Raw genomic sequence first — 24,919 nt, forward strand, 5'->3', positions numbered from 1 at the left:
GTTTTTATTTTAAAAGGGCATGATGTAATGGAAAATACACCGGTGGCAGGGCTGAAAGTGGTCGAGCTTGCCCGTATTTTGGCAGGCCCTTGGGTGGGGCAAACCTTGTCTGATCTGGGCGCTGATGTGATTAAGGTCGAAAGTCCTGAGGGCGATGATACGCGTAGATGGGGGCCGCCTTATTTTGATGTCGAGGGCGAGCCGTCTGCCGCTTATTTTCATGGTTGCAATCGTGGCAAAAGGTCAGTGACGGCTGATTTTCGCGACAAAAAAGGTCAGGACCTTGTTCGTGAATTGGTTAAGCAAGCTGATGTTCTGATTGAGAATTTCAAGCTGGGCGGTTTGGAAAAATACGGCCTTGATTATAAGAGCCTTATAAAAATTAATCCGGGGCTGATTTATTGCTCCATCACCGGCTTTGGCCATGAGGGGCCCTATGCCGAGCGGGCAGGTTATGATTTTATGATCCAAGGCATGGCCGGTATTATGGATTTGACCGGCGAGCCGGATCGAGAACCACAAAAAATCGGCGTGGCTTTTGCCGATATTTTTACCGGCCTTTATAGTGTGATTGCCATTCAATCAGCCCTGATGATGCGCGAGCGCACCGGAAAGGGCCAGCATATTGATATGGCTTTGTTTGATTGCATGACGGCAGTGCTCGCCAATCAGGGCATGAATTATCTGGCTACCGGCAAGGCGCCAAAACGGATGGGTAATACGCATCCCAATATTGCGCCTTATCAGACACTGCCGGTATCCGATGGTTATTTCATCATTGCTTGCGGCAATGACGGGCAGTTTGCAAAATTAGTCAAATTGCTCGGACTGCATGGCGTGGCCGAAGATGAAAACTATGCCAGTAATGCAGCGCGGGTTAAAAACCGTGATAGCCTGACACAAATGCTGGAAGAACAAACACGTCTATGGACACGTGATGCGCTGTTGGTGGAACTTGAAAAACTTAAGATTCCGGCAGGGCCGATTAATTCAGTAGCGGATGTTTTTAGTGATCCGCAATTTATCGCTCGCAATATGCAGATTAATCCGCAAAATGTGCCGGGACTACGCACCCCGATCAAATTCTCGGATGCTGAACTCAAGCTGGGACAACGTTCGCCATTATTGGGTGAGCATGATGCGGAAATTGCTGAACTGCTTCAAAAGAATAGCTGAAATAAAAAGCGGCCTGAATTTCAGACCGCTTTTTTAAAACTTAGAGCGCATCCCGAAAAGTGTGAAACAGTTTTCGGCGTAAGATGCGCGTAGAAACATAAAGACTAGAGCGGTTTTGATTGAAACCTCTTTAGTGATAGCTTGGCGCGTCGTCATCTTCGTCTTCATCGGGATCGATGATGTCGGCAAGGCCGTATTCTTCTACATCAGCCAGAAATGCATCCCATGCTTCCTGATCGGTTTCAAACAGATCTTCATAAACAAAGGAAATGTCATCTTCATCAATGACTTCCAGTGTCCAGCCATCTTCCTCTTCACGGCGATAAATATCGACCTGAACAGTAATGTCGTCTTCCGTAAATTGTTGGGACAAGGCGGAGAGAATGAGATTTGAATCTTGTTCGGTCATATCATTTTCCAAAAGCGGTTGTGAACGGTTATGTCATTTGAAATGACTATAACATTTTGTTTATATTTTATAAATTGATATTCGCTTTTTTAGAAAACTATATCTTCGTCATCCTGTTGATGACGCAAAAGAACCGGAATGATAAATCGTTCCGGTTCTTTGAAATTATTGCATAAAATAACGGCGCACTATGTGCCGTCAAAAATCAGATTATTTTGCTATTTTTGCTCTGGCAACGCTTTGATGAAAGCGGAAACGACAGCTGCGGAGTTGGCCGAAGCCAAGCCCATGAATGTGCCCATTTCGTTTTCGCCGTCGCCGCCGCCGGCAAGATCGGAAAGCGAACGGAATGCAATGAATGGTACGCTATTGGTGTCTGCAACATGGGCAACAGCGGCGGATTCCATATCAAGAACGGTCGCTTTGAACGTGTCGAATGAGTATTCGCGGAAATCAGCATTGTCGACAAATGCAGTGCCGCTCACGCCATTGCCGCCGACATGAATGGCAGGAGCCTTGGAGAGGCATTTGTTTTCGGCAACGCAATCTTTCAGCTTTACTGCTGCGGCCACTTTGGTGGCTGTTTCTAACAGCTTGCCATCAACTTTAAACCAGAATTTTTTCTCCATCTGGCCGCCGTCGCGCGCAACGCTGACTTCACGCGGGAAAATCATACCGTAATTCGGCAGGGTTGTCGGCATGAAGGACGGGGTGGAGAACTTGCCATCGGTTTCACGCGCATAGACAGCTTCGAGATATTGTCCCCATTGTTCCGGCACAATCACATCGCCAATATTGAGGGATGGATCAACGCCACCGGCAATGCCTGAAAAGACAATGGCATTGATGTTAAATTTGTCGATGGCCATCTGCGTGGTCATGGCTGCATTGACCATACTGACACCGGAGAGGAACAGGACAACGTCCTTTCCCTCAATCTTGCCAGTCAGAAATTTGGTGCCGTTCAATTCGATTTCCTGAGGATCGCTGAGCTTTTCTTGCAGGACAACCCATTCCGGTTCAAAAGCAGACATCACGGCGATACGCGATGTGTCATCAGCGAAAGCTGAGGTGCTGACGGTCAGGGCGAGGAGAGCAGGAATAAATTTCATCTCAATGTCTCTTCATGCGTTGGTGCAGGTGATTATTATTGGCTGATTATGTTAGGTGAAATCAAGCTTTAAGGCTAAAGCCTCTTAGCTCTATTTCAGTTTTTATTGTATTTAAAACAAAAATACTCCCATTATATCAATATGATGGGAGTATTTTTTATAAAATTAATTTAAATCAGAAAAATGTAATGGAAACCCAATATCTTGTCTGATTTATTTGCCGATTAATTATCACCGAAAACGCGATTGAAAATCGTATCAACATGCTTGGTATGGTATGCAAGGTCGAATTTTTCGCGGATTTCTTCTTCGCTGAGGGCTGCACGCACTTCTTCATCAGCCAGCAATTCTTCCAGGAAATCTTTACCCTGTTCCCAAACCTTCATCGCATTGCGCTGAACCAGACGGTATGAATCTTCACGGCTGATACCAGCCTGAGTGAGCGCCAAAAGCACGCGCTGTGAATGCACGAGGCCGCGGAACTTATTCATATTGGCTGTCATATTGTCAGGATAGACCAACAATTTTTCAATCACACCGGTGAGACGCGCCAAAGCAAAATCAAGGGTGACGGTAGCGTCAGGGCCGATCATACGCTCAACGGAAGAGTGCGAAATATCACGCTCATGCCAGAGAGCCACATTTTCCATTGCAGGCAGTGCGAAAGAGCGAACCATGCGGGCAAGACCGGTGAGGTTTTCTGTCAGCACAGGGTTGCGCTTGTGCGGCATGGCTGAAGAGCCCTTCTGGCCGGGTGAGAAATACTCTTCCGCTTCCAGAACTTCAGTGCGCTGCAAATGGCGAATTTCAACGGCCAGACGTTCAACCGATGACGCGATGACGCCGAGTGTTGCAAAATACATAGCATGACGGTCACGCGGGATCACCTGTGTGGATACAGGCTCGGCTTTCATGCCGAGGGCTTTAGCCACATGTTCTTCAACGCGCGGATCGATATTGGCGAATGTGCCAACTGCCCCTGAGATGGCGCAAGTGGCTATTTCTTCACGCGCCGCTACAAGGCGGGCGCGGCAGCGTTCAAATTCGGCATAGGCCAATGCCATTTTAAGGCCGAATGTAATCGGCTCGGCATGGATGCCGTGGCTGCGGCCGATGGTGACGGTGTCTTTATGCTCATAGGCACGGGTTTTAAGCGCTGCCAGCAGCTTGTCGAGATCAGCAAGTAATAGATCAGAGGCGCGCATCAATTGCACGTTGAAGCAGGTGTCGAGAACGTCTGATGAAGTCATGCCCTGATGGATGAAACGTGAGTCAGGCCCCACAAATTCTGCCAGATGGGTCAGGAATGCAATGACGTCATGCTTGGTGACAGCTTCGATTTCATCGATACGATCGACATCAAACTTTGCTGCACCGCCTTTTTCCCAGATGGTTTTAGCGGATTCTTTCGGGATAACGCCGATTTCAGCCAATGCATCGCAAGCATGGGCTTCAATTTCAAACCAAATGCGGAACTTGGTTTCCGGCGACCAGATGGCAACCATTTCAGGGCGGGAATAGCGCGGGATCATGTGCGTTTCCTAATGTGTATTCGACGAGAAAACCAGTTAGGGTAATAACCGGCGGTTTTAAAAAGAAATCAGGCGGATGCCTTTTTACGCATTTTTACGGAAAACCGGTTCCCACTTTTCCTAAAATACTCGCCCGCCTGCAAGAATTCAATTAAGCGCGGGCTTCTTCCGCAGCCTTGCGGATGGCCACGATATTGGCACGGTAGCCCTCCAGATTGCCTGCCTTGTAAACAGAGGAGCCTGCCACAAGCGAATTGGCACCAGCTTTTGCCGCAGCACCTGCATTGTCCGGTGTCACGCCGCCGTCAATCTGTAAGTCAATCGGGCGATTGCCAATCAATGCATTGACTTGGGCAATCTTCGGCAGCATCGAACTGATGAATTTCTGACCGCCAAAGCCCGGATTGACGGTCATCACCAAAATGAGATCGACATCATCAATGACATTTTCGAGCGCTGAAACAGGGGTGCCAGGATTGAGCGCTACACCGGCTTTTTTACCTAGGCCGCGGATGGCTTGCAATGAGCGGTGCAGGTGAGGGCCTGCTTCCGAATGGATGGTGATGATATCAGAGCCAGCTTTAGCGAAAGCTTCCAGATACGCATCGCAAGGTGAAATCATCAAATGAGTGTCGAAAACGGCATCTGTCTGTGGGCGGATGGCTTTGACGACATCCGGGCCAAAAGTGATATTTGGCACAAAATGGCCGTCCATCACATCAATATGGATCCAGTCCGCACCGGCGGTCACAACATCTTTGATTTCCTGGCCAAGCTTGGAAAAGTCAGAAGCGAGAATAGAAGGTGCAATGATAATCGGGCGGGACATCAAATAATCCTTGTTTGAAAAGCCTTTCAAAGGCTCTGTACCACTATGTGCCGTTAGCATGTCCGGCACAGTCATTCAAGTTTGTGCGAGGACGCGTCAGATAAAACTTAAGTCAACCCCAGCGTTTATGGAACCACATCCATTGACCCGGATATTCGCGTACCCATTCTTCTACAGTGTCATTTAAAAGCTGGGCCGTCGCGGCAATATCAACTTGTCCTTCGGCATCGCGTGGCAATTCCATGCGCTCTTGCAGTTCCAAGCGGAAGCGGCCACCGGGCAGGCGGATGCAACGAGCCGGATAGACATCGCAATCATATTGACGGGCAAGTTTGGCCAAAAGCGGATTGGTTTTAACCGGACGGTCAAAGAATGTGCTCTCGACGCCACGGTGGAATTTTTGGTCAACCAAAACACCGACATTGCCGCCATCGCCCAAAATGCTGGCCAAAGACCATGCAGCACCCGCTTTGGAAGGAACCAGATGTCCCATATTGGTGCGGCGTGCTTTAAGTACGCGTTTGGCAATATAAGGATTGTTTGGCGGGCGGAAGAGAGCTGTGACATCCAACCCGTAAGTAGCCGCACAAATTGGCAGCAGTTCGAAATTGCCGGTATGTGCGGTGAAGAAAATATGTGGTTTCTTCTCATCGCGCAGACGTTCGAAAATCGGAATACCATCAACTTCGACCAGACCTTTTGTCGTTGCATTCGGGTCGAAATCGAAAATAGCATCAAGGAAAATATATTCAGCAAACAGCCTTGCCATGCTGTCCCACATTTCGCGGGCGATCGCTTGGATATCATCTTCGGATTTTTCCGGATAAGCATGGCACAAATTATCGACTGCCACTTTATGGCGTGGCGTCAATGGCCCGATTTTGCGCGCAAACCACGCACAAAAGCGGATGGCCGCATTGGCAGGCAACAGCCGCAAAACTGCAAAAATCACGAAGATTGTCTGTGCTAACAGCCAGTAATTAAACTGTTTTAATTTCTGGCTGTAGCGAAAGGCAAGGAGTTTAAGCTTGAACATATTACTCAATAGTCAGGATGATCTTGCCGAAAACGTCACGGCCTTCCATGCGCTTCAATGCGGTATCGATTTCATCAAAACCAACAACGGTATCAATCACCGGCGATACAATGCCTTGTGCCATTTTCTGCATGGCGTCGGCCATGTTTTCCATACGGCAACCAAATGAGCCGAGAAGCTTCAGCTGCTGCTGGAACAGCATCATCAGGTTCATGCTTGTTGATACACCGGAGGTGGAGCCACAAGTGACCAGACGTCCGCCGCGCTTGAGGCTGAGCATCGAGCCTGCCCACGTGTCCGCGCCCACATGTTCAAACACCACGTCGACGCCTTTTTTCTTGGTCAGCTTGCGCATGACGCCTTCAAAGCGGTCTTCGCGGTAGTTGATGACGTGATCTGCACCCAGTGCCTTGGCTTTTTCGATTTTATCGTCGGAACCAACGGTGGTATAGACCGTGCAACCCATTTTCTTGGCGAGCTGAATAGCGGCGGTGCCGATACCCGAACCACCGGCCTGAATGAGAATGGATTCACCCGGCTGCAACTTTGCATTATCAAACAGCATATGCTCGACAGTACCAAAAGTTACAGGCGCAACAGCTGCACCAATCTCATCAACACCCGGAGGTGCAGGGATGAGAAGGCGTGCAGGCAGGTTAACCGCTTCACAGGCAAAACCATCAAGATGGAAGCCATGAACGCCGGAGACGTGTTCACAAAGATTGTCGCGGCCTTCGCGGCAAGCTTTACAAAGACCACAGGTGCGTGCGCCATAAATGGAAACGAGCTGTCCCGGCAGCAGACCTGCAACCCCTGGGCCGATAGCCGACACAACGCCGGAAGCTTCCGCGCCGATAACGAGCGGCATTTTGCGCTTGGCAAATACCATGCCGCGCCAGCCCCAAACGTCGATGTGATTAAGGGCGACGGCTTTGATGTTGACGGTTACTTCACCCGCAGCTGGCGGGGGTGGAGGTGCCATATCGGTGATCTCTAATCGACGATCATCAAGAAGCTGCAAAGCGCGCATGAAATTATCCTCTAAGTTTGGGCTTATCCCAAAATAGCTCTTGCCCATAATTTGTATTGTTATGGGCAAGATATTTGAAAGCTTAATCCCGGAAAGCATCTGCTTACCGGGATTTTATATAAATTACGGTCAATGACAGCCAGAATTTATTTCGGTTCGGCTGTCAAAATCAGGCTGGTATTCTGGCCGCCAAAACCAAAGGAGTTGGAAAGCACAGAGGTCACCGCGCAATCACGTTTGACATTCGGCACCACATCGAGCGGAATGGACGGGTCAGGATTATCATAGTTGATGGTTGGCGGCAAAGTGCCGGTCTGGATCGTCAATAATGAGAAGACGGCTTCAATCGCACCGGCAGCGGTCAGTGCATGACCGATCATCGACTTGTTGGATGAAACAGGAATGTTTTCCATTTGGTTTTCAAACACGGTTGAAAGTGCCAGATATTCCATCTTGTCATTTTCAGGTGTCGAAGTGCCGTGGGCATTGATGTAGGAAATCTGATCAATGGTCAGACCTGCATCAGCCAATGCGCCGCGCACAGTGCCGATGGCAGGGGACGCGTCAGGCTTGGAGCGGGTGCGGTGGAAATCATCCGCTTTTTCACCGCAACCAGCCAGAAGACCCAGCACTTTTGCACCGCGCGCAAGTGCTGATTCCAGCGATTCCATTACCAAAGCGCCGGAGCCTTCAGCCATGGCAAAGCCGTCACGATCTTTGGAGAACGGACGGGATGCCTTTTCAGGGGCTTCATTATGGGTGGAAAGGGCTGAGAGCAGCGAGAAGCGGATCAGTGCTTCGGCCGACACTGAACCATCGGTACCGATGGCCAAGACACGTTCGCTTTCGCCGCGGCGAATGGCTTCCGCACCAAGCTGAATGGCAGTGGCACCGGATGCACAAGCTGTCGATAAGGTGACAGGCAGACCGCGTGTGCCAAAATGATTGGCCAGCTGCTCGGCAATATAGCCAAATTGCGTGGTGTTGAAGAACTCTTGCTGACGCTGATTGCGGCAGGCTTCCAACAGCAATTGATAGCTGGCGGGGCCTTGGTCTTTAACGCTTTCATCCAGTGCAAAACGGCTTTTCCAGTCCAGTTCAACCGGAGGGGCCGCCAAGAACATGGCGCCGCCAAAATCGGACACGGAAAGACCGGATTGGGCGATCGCTTCTTCACCGGCAAGGCGCGCAAGCGCTTGTGAAAGGGCTGAAGCTCCGATTTCACTTTCGGTTAAGAAATCAACCGTACCGGCAAAGCGGGTTTTGAGATTTTCAGTCGGAAAACGGTTAATCGCATGAATACCGGATTTGCCGCTGGTCAGCGCATTCCAGTTATCTTGTTTGCCCTGACCAAGGGATGAAACAACACCGGCTCCGGTAATTGCGATCAGAGGACGACCGAGGTGATCGAGATATTTTGTCATCATCCTCTTCCTTATGCTTTAACCAGTTTGGCAATGCCTTCAGCGCGTGAGGCGCCGATTGTGGTGGCAAGGGCAGAGGCAATTTCTGCCTGATTGCGCAAATCTTTACCCTTCCAGACGCTCAATGCAGCTAACGCAACAGTCAATGGGAACTGTGCTTCGCGCAAATGTCCGGTGAGGCTGGTTACATCCTGATAATGAGCTTTTGCAGCTTCAAGCGCTGCTTTTTCGGCGGCTGTTGCCTGATGCGCACCCGAAACACCGGAGATGGTGATGTCGGCAGTGCCGGCACTCGCCAGCATGTCACGGACAGCTGCTTGCAGGTCGCTGTTTCCACGCTGAATTTGCGATGTCAGCACGTGTTCGATTTCTGCATAAGCGCGTGCATCACGCGATTTGGCATGGGTTTCGCTTTCAAGCACCAGAAACACACCGCCTGAGCCGGAAATCATACCGCCGCCAGTTGTGCCTTGACGCTCCCAGACAGGTGCCCAACCGTCATGCTTCAAAAGACCGCCCAGTTCATGGCCGAGAATCATGTCGAAATGCTCGGCATTATAAGAACCACCGACCAGCGCATGGGTGCTTTGACCCGAACGAATGCGCGCCGCAGCAGTTTCAATCGCCGAAATACCGGAACCTTCTTCACCCATAAAGGTGCGTGAAGAGCCGGTGACTTTATGAACGATAGAAATATTTCCGGCGAGCAGATTGGAAAGCTGCGCCAGAAATAATGTTGGCCGTAATTCCGTCGACAATTTGTCATTGAGCATCAGGCCGCGGTTTTCGTTAACGCGGCCTTCTTCCAAAATCTGGGTGTCAACGGAAATATCACGTTCGCCGCCGCCTGCACCGACAACCATATCCATGGTCGCGCAAAGGTTCTCGTCATCCTTGATACCGGCATTTTCCAGCGCAAGACCGGCAGCATAAGTGCCGAGCCTCTGCCATGTTTCCATCTGACGCTGATCACTGCGCTTCGGAATTTGGCAATTCCAGTCAACTTCACCAAGCTTGTGCACCACATATGGGGCAAATTCAGTTGTTTCCAACTGAGGCTTTGTGTCGGTTGAACTGAATGCATTCCAATGCGCTTCAAGACCTTCACCTAGAGAGGAAATGATGCCAATTCCGGTTATGAGAACTTTATTGCTTTGCATGGTGGCTTCGTATGATCTCCACGGCTGATAGGGGCGTTTACGCCCAAGTAAACATTTGGCGATTAAGCCTGTTTGGCAGCAACCAGTTCGTCGATTTTTGCGCAGAGGTTTTTCAGCACAAAATATTCTTCGGTCGGTGCTTTGCCTTCGTTTACTTCCTGAGTCCACTGTTCAAGCGGAATCTTGATGCCGAAAGCTTTGTCGATTGCGAAAACAATATCAAGGAAATCGAGGCTGTCGATGCCCAAATCGTCGATTGTGTGGCTTTCTGGAGTGATTGAATCGCGATCGATTTCACTGGTTTCGGCAATAATATCTGCGACTTTGTCAAAAGTTGAGGACAAGATCTGTTTCCTTTTTTAGGCTTTTGCCTTTCGGCTTTACGAATTTTCGTTCGCAATATGCAAACATTTAACGCGTATGTAGCGCTTTTCTCAAAATAGGGAAAGCCTCAATAAGCGCCAGATTATACATGTAGGTATAATCTGGTTTAACGACATCAATTATAATTGCAATCCTGCCCCTTATAATTGCTGTTTGTTGAATTTGAAGCAATTTATAATCAATTATGTCCTTTTTAACGTGAAAACCATCTTTCAAGCTTATGAAATTGAACAAAATCACTTAATCATGACTGTTTGAACTGCTTATTTGATAAATAAATCGTGAGCTGATTGCATTGGCATTAATGCACCGCGACACTCCACGACGCGGGCAGCTACTTTATGTGCCTGTATGGCTGCTTCCACAGGTGCCATGCCATTCAAACGGGCTGCAAGATAACCACCGTTAAAACTGTCGCCAGCGCCGGTTGTATCAATTGCATTGGCTTTGGCCGATGGTACAAGCGTTTGATCATCTTCAAACTGGACAATTGCCGGCTCAGTTCCATCTTTGACAATAATTTCTCTGACCCCAAGTGCTTTGAGGCGCTTTGCACAAGCCTGACCATCCGCATCGCCGAAAAGTGCCTGCTCATCCGGCAATGTCGGCAGAGCGATATCACTGCTACGCATGGCTTTGGTAATCAGTTCGCGGGCAAGGCCGTGATCGGGCCAAAGAGAGGCGCGGAAATTGGGATCAAACGCGATGAGAGAGCCATTGGCACGGCATGTATTAATAATGTCCAAGAATGCGTGGCGATGTTCCGGCAAAATGATGGCGAGCGTGATGCCGGAAAAATAGATCATTTTACGGTTTTTGAGGCTTTCGAGCAGCTTATCCGGATTTTCGGCCAGACGACGGGCAGCAGAATCATTGCGCCAGTAAGTGAAAGAACGCTCGGCTCCTGTCAGAGTGATGGCATAAAGGCCGGGGCGGGCACCTTTGATGATCGGGCTTTTGTCGGTTCCGATACCATTGTCTTGCATAAAGGCAATTTGTTGTTTGGAAAACGCATCATCACCAAAGGCGGTGATATAATCCACGCAGAAATCTTCGTCCATCAATGCGCGCACATACCATGCGGTATTGAGCGTATCGCCGGCAAATCCCATATGCCATTGCGTGTCGTTCTGGCCTGAAAGTTCGATCATACATTCACCGACAGAGGCAAAGCCGTGCATTATGTTACCTTTTTATATATATGGTTTTCCCGATTATAGTTTTGGATAAGGCTATAAGCGATTATCCGTCATCTGTCACCTTCGTCACTCTGTCTTATTTTACCGGTATTGGCATGCGTCAGAAAAAGGAATCATTATGCGTTACGCTATTTATTTTACCCCTTCCTCAACTGATGCTTTGCTGAAAATTGCCAATAATTGGTTGGGGCGAAATCCATTTACCGGAGAGGCGGTGCGGCGTCCTGTAATCAAAGGCTTGTCGGTTGAAGAACTGGATAATATGACGATCTCGGCACGCCGCTATGGTTTTCATGCGACCATTAAAGCACCGTTTTATCTGGCCCCTGGGTATAATGAAGATGATTTGTTGCGTGCATTGATGCTTTTTGCATCTTCCATTGCTCCGGTCACATTGCCGCGGCTAAAAATTGCGGCCCTTGGCTCTTGCTTTGCATTAATGCTGAAAGAACCGGTTCCGGCTCTGCAACAGCTGGCCAATGATACGGTTACAGCGCTGGATAAGTTTCGTGCGCCTTTAAGCGGGCAGGATTTTGACCGCAGAAAACCAGAAACATTGGAGCCTGCTCAGTTGCGCAATCTGCAACAATGGGGCTATCCTTACGTATTCGACGAATTTCATTTTCATATGACTTTGACGGACAAAATCGAAGAGAAGCACAGACCAAAAATTGCCGCTATTCTGGATGATTTCTTTGCACCGGTTTTAACCGACAGTGTCGAGATCAGTAATCTGGCTCTGTTCGTCGAACCAGAGCCGGGGGCACCATTTGAAGTGCATTCTTTGCACCCTTTGGCGAGTGTCAAGTTTTTGGCATCTTTGGCTGGTCAGCGATAGGCTGAAGATAAAGTGTCGAGTTGTTAGCAGGATAGGACAGGATGACGGAAACTGTATTAAAAAATGCCCGGCTTATATTGGCTGATGAAATTGTGTCGGGAGCTGTACAGTTTCGAAATGGGGTAATTACTGATATTTCCAGCAATGGCACTGCCGTTGGTGAAGATATGGCAGGGGATTATATCACCCCCGGACTGGTAGAGCTGCATACCGACCATTTGGAAGGCCATTACGCGCCGCGCCCGAAAGTGCGCTGGAACCCGATTGCTGCCGTGCAGGCTCATGATGCACAGATTGCATCTTCCGGCATTACTACGGTTTTTGACGCATTGCGTGTCGGGCTTGATGCGGAAACAGAAATTGGCATCGCAGATATGCGTAAATTAGCGCAAGCGATCAAACAAGGCGTGCAGGATGAACGCCTGCGTGCCGATCACTTTTTGCATTTGCGCTGCGAAGTGTCGGCTGATGATTGTCTGGATGCATTTCATTATTTCGATAATGAGCCGCTGGTGCGCCTTGCCTCGCTGATGGATCACGCACCCGGTCAGCGTCAGTTTATGGATATGGAGACTTATAAGGTCTATTATATGCGTAAACTGAAAACCAGCGATGAAGAGTTTCGCCGTTATTGCAATAAGCGGATGGATGATTCCAAACGTAACTCGGATAAAAACCGCAAAGAGCTTTCTGCACTTTGTCATGAACGCAATATCATTCTGGCAAGTCATGATGATGCAACGCTTAGCCATGTTGAAGAGGCGGTTGAGCAAGGTATTCGCATCGCAGAATTCCCGACCACACAAGTGGCGGCTGAAGCTTCGAAGAAAGCCGGTCTTTCCGTTTTGATGGGTGCGCCGAATATTGTGCGCGGTGGTTCACATTCCGGCAATGTGGCAGCACGTGATCTGGCAAGCACAGGTAATCTGGATATTATTTCATCAGATTATATCCCTTCAAGCTTGATGCAATCGGCTTTTCATCTGGAACAAGATGTGACGAGCGTATCCTTGCCGGAAGCAATCCGCATGATCAGCTATAATCCGGCACAGAAGGTCGGGTTTACAGATCGTGGCGAGATTGCGCTTGGTAAACGTGCCGATCTGGTACGGGTGAAACTCGTTGATAATATTCCGATTATTCGCACTGTCTGGCGCGAAGGTTCGCGGGTGATTTAAACGGTTTTTTGGTTTTATTTCTTTTTCTGCCCGTTCATAACGTGTATGAGCGGGCAGTTGTTTTTGTGTTGTACGTTGCTTGTCGATAAGCCTGCCGGAGAAGACTGTGTCACTCGTGTCTAAATTATATCAGGACCAATCAATATCGGTGCCACAGAACTGGCCCCGAAATTGGCCACGCTTGTCGATTGCGCCGATGCTCGATTGGACTGACAGGCATTGTCGCTATTTTCACCGTATTCTGACTAAAAACACGCTGCTTTATACTGAGATGGTGGTGGCCGATGCTGCCATACACGGGCGACGTGATTTTCTGCTCGGTTTTGATGATACACAGCATCCGGTTGCCTTGCAGCTTGGTGGTTCGGATCCGAAAAAGCTGGCGGAAGCGGCCAAAATTGGTGCGGATTTTGGCTATGACGAGATCAATCTCAATGTCGGTTGTCCGTCTGATCGGGTGCAATCCGGCACATTTGGTGCGTGTTTGATGCAGACACCCGATGTCGTGGCGGCTTGTGTCGCGGCGATGAAACAGGTGGTTTCTATTCCAGTGACGGTGAAATGCCGCATTGGTGTGGATGAGCAGGACACCGAAACAGCACTTGGCGAATTGGCACGATTAACGATCGGTGAGGGCGTTGATGCTTTGTGGGTACATGCGCGCAAGGCTTGGTTGCAAGGGCTGTCACCCAAAGAGAACCGTGATATTCCGCCACTGGATTATGATCGTGTTTATCGTTTAAAGCAGCAATATGGTGCGCAATTTATCGGCATCAATGGCGGCATCAATAATTTGCAGGAAGGTTTGGATCATCTGCAATCGGTCGATGGCGTTATGATCGGACGTGCGGCCTATCACAATCCGCTGTTGCTGAGAGAGGCAGATGCACTGCTTTACGGTGATGCACATGAGCCGGTAAGCGATGCAGAATTGATTGAGGCGATGTGCGATTATTGTGATCGCCATATTGCAACAGGCGGCAAGCTCAATCAGGTGACGCGCCATATGGTCGGGCTATTTGCCGGACAGCCGAGTGCGCGTCGTTTCCGCCAGATATTATCCGTCGATGCGCCGAAAGCTGGTGCAACCAGTGACGTGTTGCGCGCAGCCTATCATGTGATCGTCGAGGCGCGTGAAGAAGCGGAGGCACAAGCACTCAATCTTGGCGCTCTTAATCCAGCAGAATAAGCCTGTCTCCTCGCACATTGAAACCGTGCAAGGTTTCCAGAAAACTCATGCCCAGCAAACTGCCGCGCATCATGTCTGGCTGCGTGACGAGGGCATGGACATTCTCGCGTCTGATATCGCCGATCTGTAATGTATCTAGGCGCGCATGCGCAGCCTTTGAGCTGCCATTGGCGGTCATGATCGGCGCGGTAAAGTTTAGATTGTCGGTGTCAGTGCCGACTTTTTGTGCGTCCTCATATGATAAAACAATTGAAGAAGCGCCGGTATCTATCAGAAAATGCACATATTTTCCATTTACCTTACCATTGACTTCAAAATGTCCACCGGAAGATTTTGTTAAAGTAACGGTTAAGGTGCCATCCTCGGAAAGGCTGGAAATTGCACTTGCCGGAATAAGACCGGCTGTGACGCGGCTGCCAATATCCTGCAATTCATAGCGATATTGGTAGCCTGCAACCAAAGCCATAATAATGATTGCCCAGATCATCAATTGGCGAACGGAATCGACAAGACTGATACCAGAGCCAAGAAGACCGGCCGCAAGTACGATGCCCCAAATACCTAAATAACCAGCGCGGGCAAATATATCATTATCATAACCAGCAGTCGTGCCACTCTCATGATTGGAAACAAGCAGCAAGGCCAGAACTGCTATGAGCGCGAGAATAATCCAAACTAAACGACCCATCAGATATCTTTTGCCTGTAATTGTCTGTGGCGCGAAGGTAAGAGCGCCAGAACTTGTTTTTTATGTGCTGCACTCATGGTAGACCAACGTGCTATCTCGTCCAGTGTGCGGGCGCAACCTAAGCACAGGCCGGTGTTAATATCCATATTGCAAACCAAAACGCATGGTGATGGGGGCGATGGTATGCCTTGCTCCTGATTTTTAATCGGTGTTTCCATAATGAAAAGATGCGCATTTCAGAGGCTGATAACAAGTGCCAATAAAAGAGATAATCCTGTTATTTGTTGACCTGCGCCCAGCACATCGCCGGTTTGACCGTTAATTTTATTGAGGCTTAGCTTTGCAAAACCCCAAAGGATGAGCGATGCAACCAGCAAAGCTAAGATGAATGTCGCAATACTGGCAATGAGGGTGAAGCAAAGACCTAAAATGCCGACACCAATAATAAGGGCTGTTTGGGTGGCTTCCAGCGATGGCGCGCCGATCTTGTCGGACAAGCCACCGGAGCGGGCTGAGGGGAGTTTATACCAGAGGCTCATCATGGCGGCGCGGCTGACAGCTTCAATGGCAATAATCGCCAAGCCGGCCGATTGCGCTCCTAATTTTTCAATGACGGTTGCCAGAAATATGGTTTTCAGCCCGATGGTGCCGATCAGTGTGAGGGCGGCAAAGGTGCCGATATGGGAATCTTTCATGATTTCCAAACGACGCGCCTGTGTAGAGCCACCAAAAAAGCCGTCAGCGGTGTCGCCTAAACCGTCTTCATGCAAGGCGCCGGTAATGAAAGCCAAGGTCAAAAAGGTGATAAGTGCAACAGCTAATGGCGGCAGTCCTAAACTTGATGCGATGAGTAAAGCCAATGCGCCAATCGCGCCAAGGACTGCACCGGCAAGCGGAAATGCATAGGCATGGTCCTGCAATGATTCGCTTTCCTCACCATACCAATGCGCGGGTAAGGGCAGGCGGCTCAAAAAGCCCAGAGTATGGACGATAGAACGGCTGATCGTCTTTTTTGTCACGCAGCTTCTCCGGTCATTTTCAGGACGAATAGTCACTTTCTCTTTATAGGCCGTTTGAAAATTAGCTTCAAAGGCTTATAGGAGGTCAACACTTTAATAACATCCATCCTGTTTATTTCCCAAGAGCGACTGGACTGAAAGATTATGAGTACAAGCGGCCTGCCTTTTGATGATTTTCGTGAGCTGATCCGTAATTTGCCGGGGCCTTCTGAAGACGCGGTTGCGCAGGTCAAAGCGCGCGAAGCACAACTTACAAAGCCTGCTGGTTCGCTGGGTCGTATGGAGGAACTGGTTGAATGGTTGGCTGCATGGAGCGGCTTGGGCAAACCACAGGTCACCCGTCCGCTGGTTGCCGTTTTTGCCGGTAATCACGGCGTCACCGCACAAAACATCACCCCTTATCCGGCAAGCGTTACCGCGCAGATGGTGGAAAACTTTGCCGCTGGTGGTGCTGCAATCAACCAGATTTGCATTGCTTATGATCTGGGGCTGAAGGTTTTCGATCTGGCGCTGGAATATCCGACCGCTGATATTACTGTCGATGCAGCGATGGATGAACGCAGTTGCGCTGCAACCATGGCTTTCGGAATGGAATCGATTGCTGGCGGCGCCGATCTTTTGTGCATTGGTGAAATGGGTATCGGTAATACCACTATTGCTGCGGCTATTGCCTGTGCGCTTTATGGCGGCAGTGCTGAAGATTGGGCAGGCCCCGGCACAGGTTCTACCGGTGAATTGATGGATCGCAAGCTTGCTGCCATCAACAAGGCAATTTCATTGCATCAGGATCATTTGAAAGATCCGTTTGAAGTCTTGCGACGTTTGGGCGGGCGTGAAATTGCGGCAATGGCGGGTGCTATTCTGGCAGCACGCATGGAAAAAATTCCGGTCATCATTGATGGTTTTGTGGCAAGTTCTGCGGCTGCGATTTTACATGCTGTTGATCCGTCCGCTATTGAACATTGCATTTTTGGTCATGTTTCAGCTGAACCGGGGCATCGTCGTATGCTGGAAAAAATGGGCAAGAAACCATTGCTTGAAATGGAAATGCGCCTTGGTGAAGGTACGGGTGCTGCTTTGGCTGCCGGTATCGTGAAGGCTGCAGCTTTAACCCATGCTGGTATGGCAACATTTGAACAAGCTGGTGTAACCAGTTCAAATTAATAGTAATTTTCGAATTAAAATGAAAAAACCGGCTGAGATTTTCAGCCGGTTTTTTTTGTGGAATATTCAGGAGTTCTCTTTATCGAGAACCATATAATCAAGCGGCAACTCGGTTGTATATTTTATCTGCTCCATCGCGAAGGATGAGGAAACATCGCGAATTTCAATCCGGTTGATGAGGCGTTTGTAAAAAGCATCATAAGCGGCAATATCGGGCACAGCGACACGAAGCAAATAGTCAATATCACCGCTCATGCGATAAAATTCGATCACTTCCGGAAATTCCTGCACCACTTCAGAAAAGCGTTTCAGCCATTCATTGCTGTGCGAATTGGTGCGGATGGAAACGAAAACCGTCACGCGGGCATTGATTTTAGCCGGATCAAGGATGGCAACGCGCCGTTTGATGATGCCGTCTTCTTCCAGTTTCTGGATACGGCGCCAGCAAGGGGTGGTGGACAGTCCGACTTTTTTGGCAACATCAGCAACTGCAAGGGTTGCATCTTCTTGCAGCAAACGAAGAATTTTTCTGTCAAGCCTGTCCATGCGCTCAATTTCCCTTAAACGAAACCCGTATTATCAATTGTGCAGTTTCTTTGAAACTTGATACTCTTATGGCGAGCATATAATAAAAAAGACAGCAAATAAATTCTATGATTTTGTTTATTTGTAGAACTTTAATCTGGATTGAGCAAAAGTGAAGCGGTCAGCTTTTGCAATTCAGGCAATAAGTCATGTTCAAACCACGGATTCCGTTTCAGCCAACCGGTATTGCGCCATGAGGGATGGGGCAAGGGAAGGATACGGCGGTCATTTTCGTCTGGTGCCTCAAAGAAGTCCCGCCAATGTAAAACGGTTTCCGTTAAAGTTTTTTGGCGTCGTTTTCCCAAATGATAGCTTTGTGCATATTGGCCGATGACAATGACCAGTTTTATCTGCGGCATCAGCGGAAAAATCTGGTCATGCCAGATTTCTTTGCATTCACGTCGAGGAGGCAGGTCGCCGCCATTTTTATCATAACCGGGAAAGCAAAAGCCCATCGGAATGATGGCAAAGTGATCCGGATTATAAAAACTCTCCCGTGAGACATTGAGCCATTGGCGCAAGCGATCACCGGACGGGTCATTAAAAGCAATACCGGTATTATAAACACGCATACCCGGCGCTTGTCCGCAAATGGCAATGGGAGCTGAGGCGGAAATCGTGCAAACAGGACGTGGCGGCATTGCCATAGCTGGTGGATAGCGCGGGTTGTCGTGACACAACCGACATGCAGTAATCTCTTGAGATATTTGCTTGATCAAATGTTCTTGGTCGAGTTTATTCATCAGTTTCACCACTTCCGAATAATCTATCATAAATATCTTTGATTATTTGAACAAATTTTTGATAATCCAAATATGTGTCTTTAGAGGAATTTTCCATTTCTTGTTTGGCAGTGCGTTTGCGCCAATCTTGCGGACGTTCAAATTTACCAGCCCAGATGCCGCGTTTGTTTAGTCGCGCTTCATGCTCTTGTGCAGGATAATCATAATATGAAATGGCATAACCTTGCTCGACCATCCATTGGTTGAGGTCAGTTTGATCAAGATAACAGATTGCCAAAAAGCGCTTATATTTGTCACGTGCAGTGCTGGTGCAATGAATGGCCTGGCGCGCTATTTTTCGTTGCAGCGCCTGTTTGGCAGTAACGCCGCAAGCTTGTGCCTGGTTGTCAATTTGGCAAGTTTGTTTTATTTCAGGCGCATCGATGCCTTTTAAGCGCAGCCGTTGATTATTAAGAATTATTGTATCGCCATCAATAACAATCGCAATGCCCGACCATCCTTGGTTCTCATGACTTGCTTGTGGGAGCAGGCTGATCAGATAAGCAATTGCTGCCAAAATGATAAGAGCAAACAAAGTGTCGAGGATAAGTGGTCGGCGGCGTTTAAGCTGTCGATATTGTTTTGAGGTGCGAAAAGCGGATTTTCGACCATAGCGTGGTCTGAACATTGCGCCTCACTTTTAAAACATGGTGCTGAAATTCATAAATCAGATATGGAACATATAGGGAACTTTCGCAATGCTTGATGCTAGATATGCATTTGCTTGCTACGTGCCGTTATAACTAAGTCGTAATTTAATTATTAGATTTCGATCCAGTTTTCATCATCATTTTCTTGCCAGCCAAGTTGGTGCAATAAAGGTTGGTCACTATCGAACGCGGGCCAGCCAATGCAAAGATAAAAACTAAACTGCCAGCTTTCAGGAACCTTGAATAGTTGTTCAATGGCGTGTGGGTTCAAAATGGACACCATTCCAACGCCCAGCCCAAGTGAACGGGCCACCAGATTTAGATTTTGGATGGCCATTGCCGTGCTTTGTATCAAAGTGTCTTTTATTGTTTGACGGCCCAGCCCGTGGCCTTGATCCGGGTTTGTTTCAGTAAAAACTGCCAGTTGAATTGGGGCGGTTTGGATGGCTTCAAGCTTCAATTGAGCGTATTGAATTGAGCGGCGCTCATCATAGATGGTTGCGGCTTCTGCGTTGGCTTGTTGGAAGTTATCGTAAATTTGAGCGCGTATTTGTTGAGATTTTACTGCGAAAATGCGCCACGGACGTGAGTTTCCCACGGAAGGTGAAAGCTGAATGGCGTGCTGCAGCTCTTTAAGGAGATGATCGGGTACAGCTTCAGTTTTAAAATGCCTCACATCCCGTCGCCAACGCATGATATTTAGTAAAGTTTGTTGGTCACTGGCCGCGAAATTCATATTTAAAAGCTTATTCTGTCTGCAAGGGGATTTAAGAATCCTTCTTATCTCAATGTAACAGATTTCGCTAATTATAGTGTTGGTCAAAAAGAGGTTTGTCTCTTTTTTAAAAAAAGTGGCGCGAAGCTAAAGTTCGCGCCACCGCTGGATTTTTTAAACTATTAAGCAAAAGCTTAGAATTTAAACTGGGTTGCCACCATGAAGGTACGTCCTTGACCTGAACCAGATGTGTTGAGGGCAGGCGTATAGGTTTTATTGAAGACGTTGTTGACCCTCAGGGTCAGGTCAACATTATCTGTGAATTTATAATTGGCAAACACATCAACCAGCGCATAGGAGGCTGTTTTGCTGCCATCTGTATTCTCGCCTTTTGATACGTAGTTATAACGCGCACCGGCCGTCAGTTTTTCTTCCATGAAACGCGCACCGGCCGTCAGTGTCAGGATATGATCAGGCAGATAATTATTGGCGCCCAAGCCCGGCATTTGTTCCGGCATATTTGTATTGGTGTAACCATAAGCGATGCCGGCAAAAGCAAATCTTGCATCATAGTTGGCTTCAAGTTCGAAACCACGCACATGGGTGCTGCCGTCAATATTTACATATTGCATTAAGTTACCGTCAACTTCACGAGCGGCAATATAATCCTTGACGGTCATATAGTAATAATTTGCTTTCATGCTGATAATGTCATCAGCTAGGAAAACATCGCTTTTGGCCAGATTGAAACCAACTTCCCAGCCACGCAGTTTTTCAGCTGAAAGGTTTGGGTTCGGTAAATAAAACTGACTTGAAACGGAACCAGGATGTACACCACCCAACATCGTTTCCTGCAAAGTCGGTGCACGCATGGAATGCGAATAAGTGACATATGGCTGTAACCAATCGGTTGCATTCACAGCCAGCGTAATTTTGGGGTCGAGTTCATTTATCGAGCGGTCGACAAGCTGGGTTCCGTCGTTGGCATCACCATCAAGTTTGAAGAAATTATATCGCAAACCGGTGGTCAGATCGACAATGCCATAGGAAAATTTGACTTCAGTGAAAACAGCCCCGGCTGTACTGCGACCATCTGACGGGTTAACGCCTGCATTGTCGCCGGTGATTTTGTCGCGGAAATATTCGACACCATTTTGCCAACGAATGGCAACATCACCCGCAACAAAATTTGATGTGTTCGAGACGTCAAACCCTACACCTTTGTCGGTAATTTCGCGGCCTACAGCGCTAACGAATGGCGGGTTAACCGATGCATTATAGGTCATGTTAAGGTGATTATAAAAACCATTAACGCGCAGATCGATCAGATCATTATCGCCGGGATTGTAGCGATAATTTGCAGTTAAAGTGTTGTTTTTCAGTGTTTGATCATAAGAGTTTGCACCAAAATCATTTTTATAGAAAACGCCGCCCAATGACAGGCGTTGATCTTCACTAAAGCCAAATTCGGTTTTAAACAGGCCGGATGTCAGTTCCTGTCCGGTGTTGGGCTGGCGGTCGCCGTCACCGTTTTTGTAAGAATTGGAATCGCGGCGGCTGATAGCTGCGGCAATCCCCATCGCATCAATGCGTGCACCACCGGAGAGCATTTCGGAGAAGCCAACACCATTACTACCCCATGAAGCGCGACCAAGAACACCCCACTGTTTGCCTTCAGGCACAATGTCATTGACGCCGAGGGTGCGGAAGTTAACGCTGCCGGAAAGACCACTGCCGCCTGCACCCGTTACGGCGCCGCGGGTTACGTCAATATCAGCCAGCAAATTTTGATCGACATAAGTGAAGCCGGACGCCTCATGGCCGGTAAAGCGGAAGTTCTGGCGAACGCCGTCAATCATCATATTGACGCGTCCGGAACCCTCAAAGCCGCGGATATTGACTGCAACGCCGGGTTGAGAGCCATTAATGCGGGTAAATGTACCAGGTACATTGCGTAATGTGTCGTCAATCTTGATGCCGCCAAAACGATTCAGGGTTTCGCGTGTAACGATGCTGATCGGATCTGTGGTGGATGTTATTGCGTCCGGATTACCTTTACCCACAACAATTGTCTTCAGATTGACTTCCGCTTCATCAGGTTTGGCAGTTTGTTCCTGTGCGAAGGCTGATGAAGTTGCGATAAGAACCAATGAGAGGGCTGTTCCGGCCATAAAATGCGTGCGGTGCCCGCCAGTCTTCAGCGACATTTCTACTTCTCCTGAGAAAATTGAAAACTTGTTCCGCTGGCTGGTGATGTGAAAAGTCACTGGCTTGAGGAAGTTTTTAAAACTTGACTAACAAAGTCTTGTATTGCTCTTTCTATGAAACATGATAGATTGTGTCAAGAATGTGAGAGTACAAATTTTCACAGGATGAATGAAAGCGAATGAAGCAATGAACCGGCGCATCGATATAGATCTGGAGGTGCAGTGGCCTCCTGCAAGATCATCTGAAAAATGGCCAATGCAACAACAGCTGGCAAGCGAGGATGAAGTGCAGGCGTTGCAACCCGATGAATGTATTGCCGCAGCAGGAGATTCTCTGGAACCGGAAGTTAAAACCTATGGCAGTAGTGAGCTTTTTGAAGGTGCAAAAGAGGTTGGCATCAAACATGCCGGTTCTGTGTATCGTTTGAAAATCACCCGCCAAGGCAAATTAATTCTCAATAAATAGGCATAGTAGCACCATGACACTATCGACAAAACCATCGCCGCAGGAAATCCGTTCGGCACGCAGCGAAAATCCGAAAATGCGCGAACGTGATTTTGCACAAAAACTTGATATCTCTGAAGCCGATTATCTGGCAGCTTATATTGGCGCTGATGATGAAGCTTTAAAAGTAGCGCGGGTACGCGCTAATGTTGAGGCGTTTTTAAGTGGTATCAGTGCTGTCGGAGAAGTGATGGCGCTGACCCGCAATGAAAGCGCAGTGCACGAAAAAATTGGTCCCTATGAAAAGACAGTGCCTGGCAAACATGCGGCCATGGTGCTTGGCAAGCAGATTGACTTGCGTATTTTCCCTTCACAATGGGTTGAAGCTTTTGCCGTTGAAAAGCATGACGGAGAAACTGTGCGGCGCAGTTTACAGTTTTTCAATGCTTCTGGTGAGGCCGTTCATAAGGTGCATTTGCGTGAGGCGTCTGATCTGGATGCCTATGCCAAATTGCTTGAAACATTGGCCAGCGATAATCAATCCCCGGAATTTCATGCCGTTGCACCAAAAGCCAAGCCTGAGACAGCAGTTACAGCTGAAGTTGACAGCGATGCTTTCCGAAGCCGTTGGTCGGAATTGACGGACGTGCATCAATTTATGGGCTTGCTGCGTGATTTTAATATTGATCGCAAGCAGGCGGTTGAGCTTGCAGGTGATAATTTTGCATGGCCGCTTGATGCCGGATCAATTCGCGCGATGATGGAGCAGGTTGCCGAAAATGCATTGCCGATCATGTGTTTTATCGGCAATCGCGGCTGTATCCAGATCCATACCGGTGCAATTACGGGCATTAAAATGATGGGGCCTTGGCTCAATGTCATGGATCCGACTTTTCATATGCATTTGCGTACGGATCACATTCGTGAAGTATGGGCTGTTCGCAAGCCGACTAAAGATGGTCATGTAACCTCTTTGGAAGTCTTCGATGACAAGGGTGAATTGTTTATCCAGTTCTTCGGTGAACGCCATGAAGGCACTGAAGAACGTGCGGATTGGCGTGAATTGGTGGAAGCTTTACCGCGTCTGCCGCGTTCCATTGCTGCTTGAACATATGGCCGGTCACATGAATTTTTTACCCCTGTTTTCATCAAAAACCCTGCTGCACAAAACGCGGCAGGGTTTATTGGCTGGTGTTGTTGCTTCAATGCTATTTACGCCGGTCTCGCTCCAGTCATCTCTTGCAGCAGGCAATGAGCCTGTAACATCAGCAACAGTGGAAACATTGCAAGATACGTCACGCTTGTTAGCCATTGGCGGATCTTTGACCGAAATCATCTATGCCCTTGGTGAAGAGGGCAGATTGATCGGCCGTGATACAACCGGCACTTATCCGCCGCAAGCAAAAAATCTTGCTGATGTCGGCTATATGCGTCAATTGTCACCGGAAGGCGTTTTATCCATTAATCCGAGTGCGATTTTAATGCTGGAAGGCAGTGGCCCGCCAGAAACGATCGAGGTTTTGGAAAAAGCCTCTGTTCCGGTGGTGGTGGTGCCGGATGGCATGAGCCATGAAGGCGTATTGGAGAAAATCCGCATTGTCGGTAAGACATTGGGTGTCAGTGATAAAGCCGAGGCGCTTGTCGCTCAGGTTGATGCGGATATGCAGGCCACTGAAAAACTGGTTCAAAAAGTAACAAAGCCAAAACGTGTTCTGTTTGTTTTATCCATGCAGGGTGATCGTATTCAGGCTTCCGGCACCGGTACCGCTGCCGATAACATTATCAAAATGGCAGGGGCGATAAATGTCATCGACAGTTTTGCCGGTTACAAACAAATGACCGATGAAGCCGTGGACAAGCTTGCCCCAGATTTCATCTTGATGATGTCGGGCGGCGGTGACCATATGGCAAGAACTGCAGAAGTTTTAAAGCACCCTGCCATTATCTCGACACCTGCTGCGAAGACAAAAAGCGTCGTATCCATGGACGGATTATATCTGCTGGGATTTGGTCCGCGCACCGGTGAGGCTGTGCGTGAACTGACGGAAGCACTCTATCCGGAACAAAAAGACTAAAATAACAACGACATGCATATGTTGCGGTCTGACTTTATCGGGCCGCAACATATTAATATGTAAAGGTAGCTTTGGCTGCCGTCATTCACGGGC

Annotated in this window: 26 protein-coding genes; 8 read left to right on the top strand and 18 right to left on the bottom strand. The window is 48.5% G+C overall.

All coding sequences use genetic code 11. The features are described 5' to 3' along the window. The first annotated feature begins 27 nt into the window (after positions 1-27). Positions 28-1,176 carry a CaiB/BaiF CoA transferase family protein gene (locus tag JNC77_RS07405; RefSeq protein WP_374830986.1) on the top strand — a complete coding sequence of 383 codons (1,149 nt, stop codon included), beginning with the start codon at positions 28-30 and terminating at the stop codon, positions 1,174-1,176. Positions 1,177-1,306: 130 nt separating this feature from the next. Here the strand turns inward: JNC77_RS07405 and JNC77_RS07410 are convergent, their stop codons facing one another. From JNC77_RS07410 to JNC77_RS07455, 10 genes are all read right to left on the bottom strand, one after another. Continuing rightward, positions 1,307-1,585, bottom strand: a complete 279-nt coding sequence (locus JNC77_RS07410) for a hypothetical protein (protein ID WP_374830988.1) — start codon at positions 1,583-1,585, stop codon at positions 1,307-1,309. Positions 1,586-1,803: 218 nt separating this feature from the next. Next, positions 1,804-2,697: a 5'-methylthioadenosine/S-adenosylhomocysteine nucleosidase gene (locus JNC77_RS07415; RefSeq protein WP_374830990.1), complete on the bottom strand. Its 894-nt coding sequence runs from the start codon at positions 2,695-2,697 to the stop codon at positions 1,804-1,806. 224 nt (positions 2,698-2,921) lie between these two features. Beyond that, complete coding sequence (gene purB / locus JNC77_RS07420; protein ID WP_374830992.1) at positions 2,922-4,229, bottom strand: adenylosuccinate lyase; 1,308 nt, start codon at positions 4,227-4,229, stop codon at positions 2,922-2,924. A gap of 151 nt (positions 4,230-4,380) precedes the next feature. Further along, positions 4,381-5,058, bottom strand: coding sequence for a ribulose-phosphate 3-epimerase (gene rpe / locus JNC77_RS07425; protein WP_374830994.1), 678 nt, complete (start codon positions 5,056-5,058; stop codon positions 4,381-4,383). Between the two features lie 112 nt (positions 5,059-5,170). Beyond that, positions 5,171-6,094, bottom strand: a complete 924-nt coding sequence (locus JNC77_RS07430; RefSeq protein WP_374830996.1) for a lipid A biosynthesis lauroyl acyltransferase — start codon at positions 6,092-6,094, stop codon at positions 5,171-5,173. A gap of 1 nt (position 6,095) precedes the next feature. Further along, positions 6,096-7,124, bottom strand: coding sequence for a zinc-binding dehydrogenase (locus JNC77_RS07435; RefSeq protein ID WP_374830998.1), 1,029 nt, complete (start codon positions 7,122-7,124; stop codon positions 6,096-6,098). Positions 7,125-7,270: 146 nt separating this feature from the next. After that, positions 7,271-8,548 (bottom strand): beta-ketoacyl-ACP synthase, encoded by a 1,278-nt coding sequence (locus JNC77_RS07440; RefSeq protein WP_374831000.1) that lies wholly within the window; start codon positions 8,546-8,548, stop codon positions 7,271-7,273. An 11-nt stretch (positions 8,549-8,559) separates the two neighbouring features. Next, positions 8,560-9,708, bottom strand: coding sequence for a beta-ketoacyl-ACP synthase (locus JNC77_RS07445; RefSeq protein ID WP_374831002.1), 1,149 nt, complete (start codon positions 9,706-9,708; stop codon positions 8,560-8,562). Between the two features lie 62 nt (positions 9,709-9,770). Further along, the gene (locus tag JNC77_RS07450) at positions 9,771-10,052 is read right to left on the bottom strand and encodes an acyl carrier protein (protein ID WP_374831004.1); all 282 of its coding nucleotides are present in this window, start codon (positions 10,050-10,052) and stop codon (positions 9,771-9,773) included. A gap of 303 nt (positions 10,053-10,355) precedes the next feature. Continuing rightward, complete coding sequence (locus JNC77_RS07455) at positions 10,356-11,273, bottom strand: sugar kinase (RefSeq protein WP_374831006.1); 918 nt, start codon at positions 11,271-11,273, stop codon at positions 10,356-10,358. A 136-nt stretch (positions 11,274-11,409) separates the two neighbouring features. Here JNC77_RS07455 and JNC77_RS07460 point away from each other — a divergent pair, with 136 nt between their 5' ends. The 3 genes from JNC77_RS07460 to dusA all read left to right on the top strand — a co-directional run bounded on the left by JNC77_RS07460 (position 11,410) and on the right by dusA (position 14,496). Continuing rightward, the gene (locus tag JNC77_RS07460) at positions 11,410-12,129 is read left to right on the top strand and encodes a DUF1045 domain-containing protein (protein WP_374831008.1); all 720 of its coding nucleotides are present in this window, start codon (positions 11,410-11,412) and stop codon (positions 12,127-12,129) included. Positions 12,130-12,170: 41 nt separating this feature from the next. Further along, a complete protein-coding gene (locus JNC77_RS07465; RefSeq protein WP_374831010.1) occupies positions 12,171-13,307 on the top strand; it encodes an alpha-D-ribose 1-methylphosphonate 5-triphosphate diphosphatase in 1,137 nt (378 codons plus the stop codon). 142 nt (positions 13,308-13,449) lie between these two features. Then, a complete protein-coding gene (gene dusA / locus JNC77_RS07470; RefSeq protein ID WP_374831151.1) occupies positions 13,450-14,496 on the top strand; it encodes a tRNA dihydrouridine(20/20a) synthase DusA in 1,047 nt (348 codons plus the stop codon). Here the strand turns inward: dusA and JNC77_RS07475 are convergent. From JNC77_RS07475 to JNC77_RS07485, 3 genes are read right to left on the bottom strand one after another with little or no spacing between them, the layout of a single operon-like run. Continuing rightward, a complete protein-coding gene (locus JNC77_RS07475; protein WP_374831012.1) occupies positions 14,480-15,184 on the bottom strand; it encodes a TIGR02281 family clan AA aspartic protease in 705 nt (234 codons plus the stop codon). The genes dusA and JNC77_RS07475 overlap by 17 nt on opposite strands. Next, on the bottom strand, positions 15,184-15,402 hold the full coding sequence (locus JNC77_RS07480) for a DUF1289 domain-containing protein (RefSeq protein ID WP_374831014.1): 219 nt from the start codon (positions 15,400-15,402) through the stop codon (positions 15,184-15,186). The genes JNC77_RS07475 and JNC77_RS07480 overlap by 1 nt, the downstream gene beginning before the upstream one ends. Positions 15,403-15,420: 18 nt before the next feature. Beyond that, positions 15,421-16,203, bottom strand: coding sequence for an adenosylcobinamide-GDP ribazoletransferase (locus JNC77_RS07485; RefSeq protein ID WP_374831016.1), 783 nt, complete (start codon positions 16,201-16,203; stop codon positions 15,421-15,423). A gap of 144 nt (positions 16,204-16,347) precedes the next feature. Here JNC77_RS07485 and cobT point away from each other — a divergent pair, with 144 nt between their 5' ends. Continuing rightward, positions 16,348-17,367: a nicotinate-nucleotide--dimethylbenzimidazole phosphoribosyltransferase gene (gene cobT / locus JNC77_RS07490; protein WP_374831018.1), complete on the top strand. Its 1,020-nt coding sequence runs from the start codon at positions 16,348-16,350 to the stop codon at positions 17,365-17,367. Positions 17,368-17,433: 66 nt separating this feature from the next. On the opposite strand, the gene JNC77_RS07495 is transcribed toward cobT, so the two are convergent. The 5 genes from JNC77_RS07495 to JNC77_RS07515 form a co-directional block, all read right to left on the bottom strand. Continuing rightward, positions 17,434-17,913 (bottom strand): Lrp/AsnC family transcriptional regulator, encoded by a 480-nt coding sequence (locus tag JNC77_RS07495; RefSeq protein ID WP_343804562.1) that lies wholly within the window; start codon positions 17,911-17,913, stop codon positions 17,434-17,436. 131 nt (positions 17,914-18,044) lie between these two features. Continuing rightward, entirely contained in the window at positions 18,045-18,704 is a 660-nt protein-coding gene (locus JNC77_RS07500) for a uracil-DNA glycosylase family protein (protein WP_374831153.1), read from the bottom strand. Further along, entirely contained in the window at positions 18,688-19,251 is a 564-nt protein-coding gene (locus tag JNC77_RS07505) for a thermonuclease family protein (RefSeq protein ID WP_374831021.1), read from the bottom strand. Before JNC77_RS07505 ends, JNC77_RS07500 begins: the two co-directional genes overlap by 17 nt. A 245-nt stretch (positions 19,252-19,496) precedes the next feature. Beyond that, on the bottom strand, positions 19,497-20,120 hold the full coding sequence (gene bluB, locus JNC77_RS07510) for a 5,6-dimethylbenzimidazole synthase (protein WP_374831023.1): 624 nt from the start codon (positions 20,118-20,120) through the stop codon (positions 19,497-19,499). A 173-nt stretch (positions 20,121-20,293) separates the two neighbouring features. Continuing rightward, complete coding sequence (locus JNC77_RS07515) at positions 20,294-22,306, bottom strand: TonB-dependent receptor domain-containing protein (RefSeq protein WP_374831025.1); 2,013 nt, start codon at positions 22,304-22,306, stop codon at positions 20,294-20,296. 169 nt (positions 22,307-22,475) lie between these two features. Between JNC77_RS07515 and hemP the strand changes: the two genes are divergently transcribed. The 3 genes from hemP to JNC77_RS07530 are packed head-to-tail and all read left to right on the top strand — an operon-like array spanning position 22,476 to position 24,826. Beyond that, a complete protein-coding gene (hemP, locus tag JNC77_RS07520; RefSeq protein ID WP_374831027.1) occupies positions 22,476-22,772 on the top strand; it encodes a hemin uptake protein HemP in 297 nt (98 codons plus the stop codon). A 13-nt stretch (positions 22,773-22,785) separates the two neighbouring features. Continuing rightward, complete coding sequence (locus tag JNC77_RS07525) at positions 22,786-23,859, top strand: hemin-degrading factor (RefSeq protein WP_374831029.1); 1,074 nt, start codon at positions 22,786-22,788, stop codon at positions 23,857-23,859. Beyond that, entirely contained in the window at positions 23,780-24,826 is a 1,047-nt protein-coding gene (locus tag JNC77_RS07530; protein ID WP_374831031.1) for a heme/hemin ABC transporter substrate-binding protein, read from the top strand. Before JNC77_RS07525 ends, JNC77_RS07530 begins: the two co-directional genes overlap by 80 nt. The last annotated feature ends 93 nt before the right edge of the window (positions 24,827-24,919 follow it).

This window comes from Paenochrobactrum pullorum (assembly GCF_041929845.1).
Lineage (GTDB): Bacteria > Pseudomonadota > Alphaproteobacteria > Rhizobiales > Rhizobiaceae > Paenochrobactrum > Paenochrobactrum pullorum.

Bases quoted from the DNA above. Each gene is read 5' to 3' on its own strand.
- JNC77_RS07475 (WP_374831012.1), bottom strand. From the start codon at position 15,184: ATGGGTCGTTTAGTTTGGATTATTCTCGCGCTCATAGCAGTTCTGGCC.
- JNC77_RS07405 (WP_374830986.1), top strand. From the start codon at position 28: ATGGAAAATACACCGGTGGCAGGGCTGAAAGTGGTCGAGCTTGCCCGT.
- JNC77_RS07410 (WP_374830988.1), bottom strand. From the start codon at position 1,585: ATGACCGAACAAGATTCAAATCTCATTCTCTCCGCCTTGTCCCAACAA.
- JNC77_RS07480 (WP_374831014.1), bottom strand. From the start codon at position 15,402: ATGGAAACACCGATTAAAAATCAGGAGCAAGGCATACCATCGCCCCCA.
- JNC77_RS07525 (WP_374831029.1), top strand. From the start codon at position 22,786: ATGACACTATCGACAAAACCATCGCCGCAGGAAATCCGTTCGGCACGC.
- JNC77_RS07515 (WP_374831025.1), bottom strand. From the start codon at position 22,306: ATGTCGCTGAAGACTGGCGGGCACCGCACGCATTTTATGGCCGGAACA.
- JNC77_RS07435 (WP_374830998.1), bottom strand. From the start codon at position 7,124: ATGCGCGCTTTGCAGCTTCTTGATGATCGTCGATTAGAGATCACCGAT.
- bluB (WP_374831023.1), bottom strand. From the start codon at position 20,120: ATGAATTTCGCGGCCAGTGACCAACAAACTTTACTAAATATCATGCGT.
- JNC77_RS07460 (WP_374831008.1), top strand. From the start codon at position 11,410: ATGCGTTACGCTATTTATTTTACCCCTTCCTCAACTGATGCTTTGCTG.
- JNC77_RS07445 (WP_374831002.1), bottom strand. From the start codon at position 9,708: ATGCAAAGCAATAAAGTTCTCATAACCGGAATTGGCATCATTTCCTCT.
- JNC77_RS07430 (WP_374830996.1), bottom strand. From the start codon at position 6,094: ATGTTCAAGCTTAAACTCCTTGCCTTTCGCTACAGCCAGAAATTAAAA.
- purB (WP_374830992.1), bottom strand. From the start codon at position 4,229: ATGATCCCGCGCTATTCCCGCCCTGAAATGGTTGCCATCTGGTCGCCG.
- JNC77_RS07415 (WP_374830990.1), bottom strand. From the start codon at position 2,697: ATGAAATTTATTCCTGCTCTCCTCGCCCTGACCGTCAGCACCTCAGCT.
- JNC77_RS07440 (WP_374831000.1), bottom strand. From the start codon at position 8,548: ATGACAAAATATCTCGATCACCTCGGTCGTCCTCTGATCGCAATTACC.
- hemP (WP_374831027.1), top strand. From the start codon at position 22,476: ATGAAAGCGAATGAAGCAATGAACCGGCGCATCGATATAGATCTGGAG.
- JNC77_RS07455 (WP_374831006.1), bottom strand. From the start codon at position 11,273: ATGCACGGCTTTGCCTCTGTCGGTGAATGTATGATCGAACTTTCAGGC.
- cobT (WP_374831018.1), top strand. From the start codon at position 16,348: ATGAGTACAAGCGGCCTGCCTTTTGATGATTTTCGTGAGCTGATCCGT.
- JNC77_RS07465 (WP_374831010.1), top strand. From the start codon at position 12,171: ATGACGGAAACTGTATTAAAAAATGCCCGGCTTATATTGGCTGATGAA.
- JNC77_RS07530 (WP_374831031.1), top strand. From the start codon at position 23,780: ATGAAGGCACTGAAGAACGTGCGGATTGGCGTGAATTGGTGGAAGCTT.
- JNC77_RS07495 (WP_343804562.1), bottom strand. From the start codon at position 17,913: ATGGACAGGCTTGACAGAAAAATTCTTCGTTTGCTGCAAGAAGATGCA.
- rpe (WP_374830994.1), bottom strand. From the start codon at position 5,058: ATGTCCCGCCCGATTATCATTGCACCTTCTATTCTCGCTTCTGACTTT.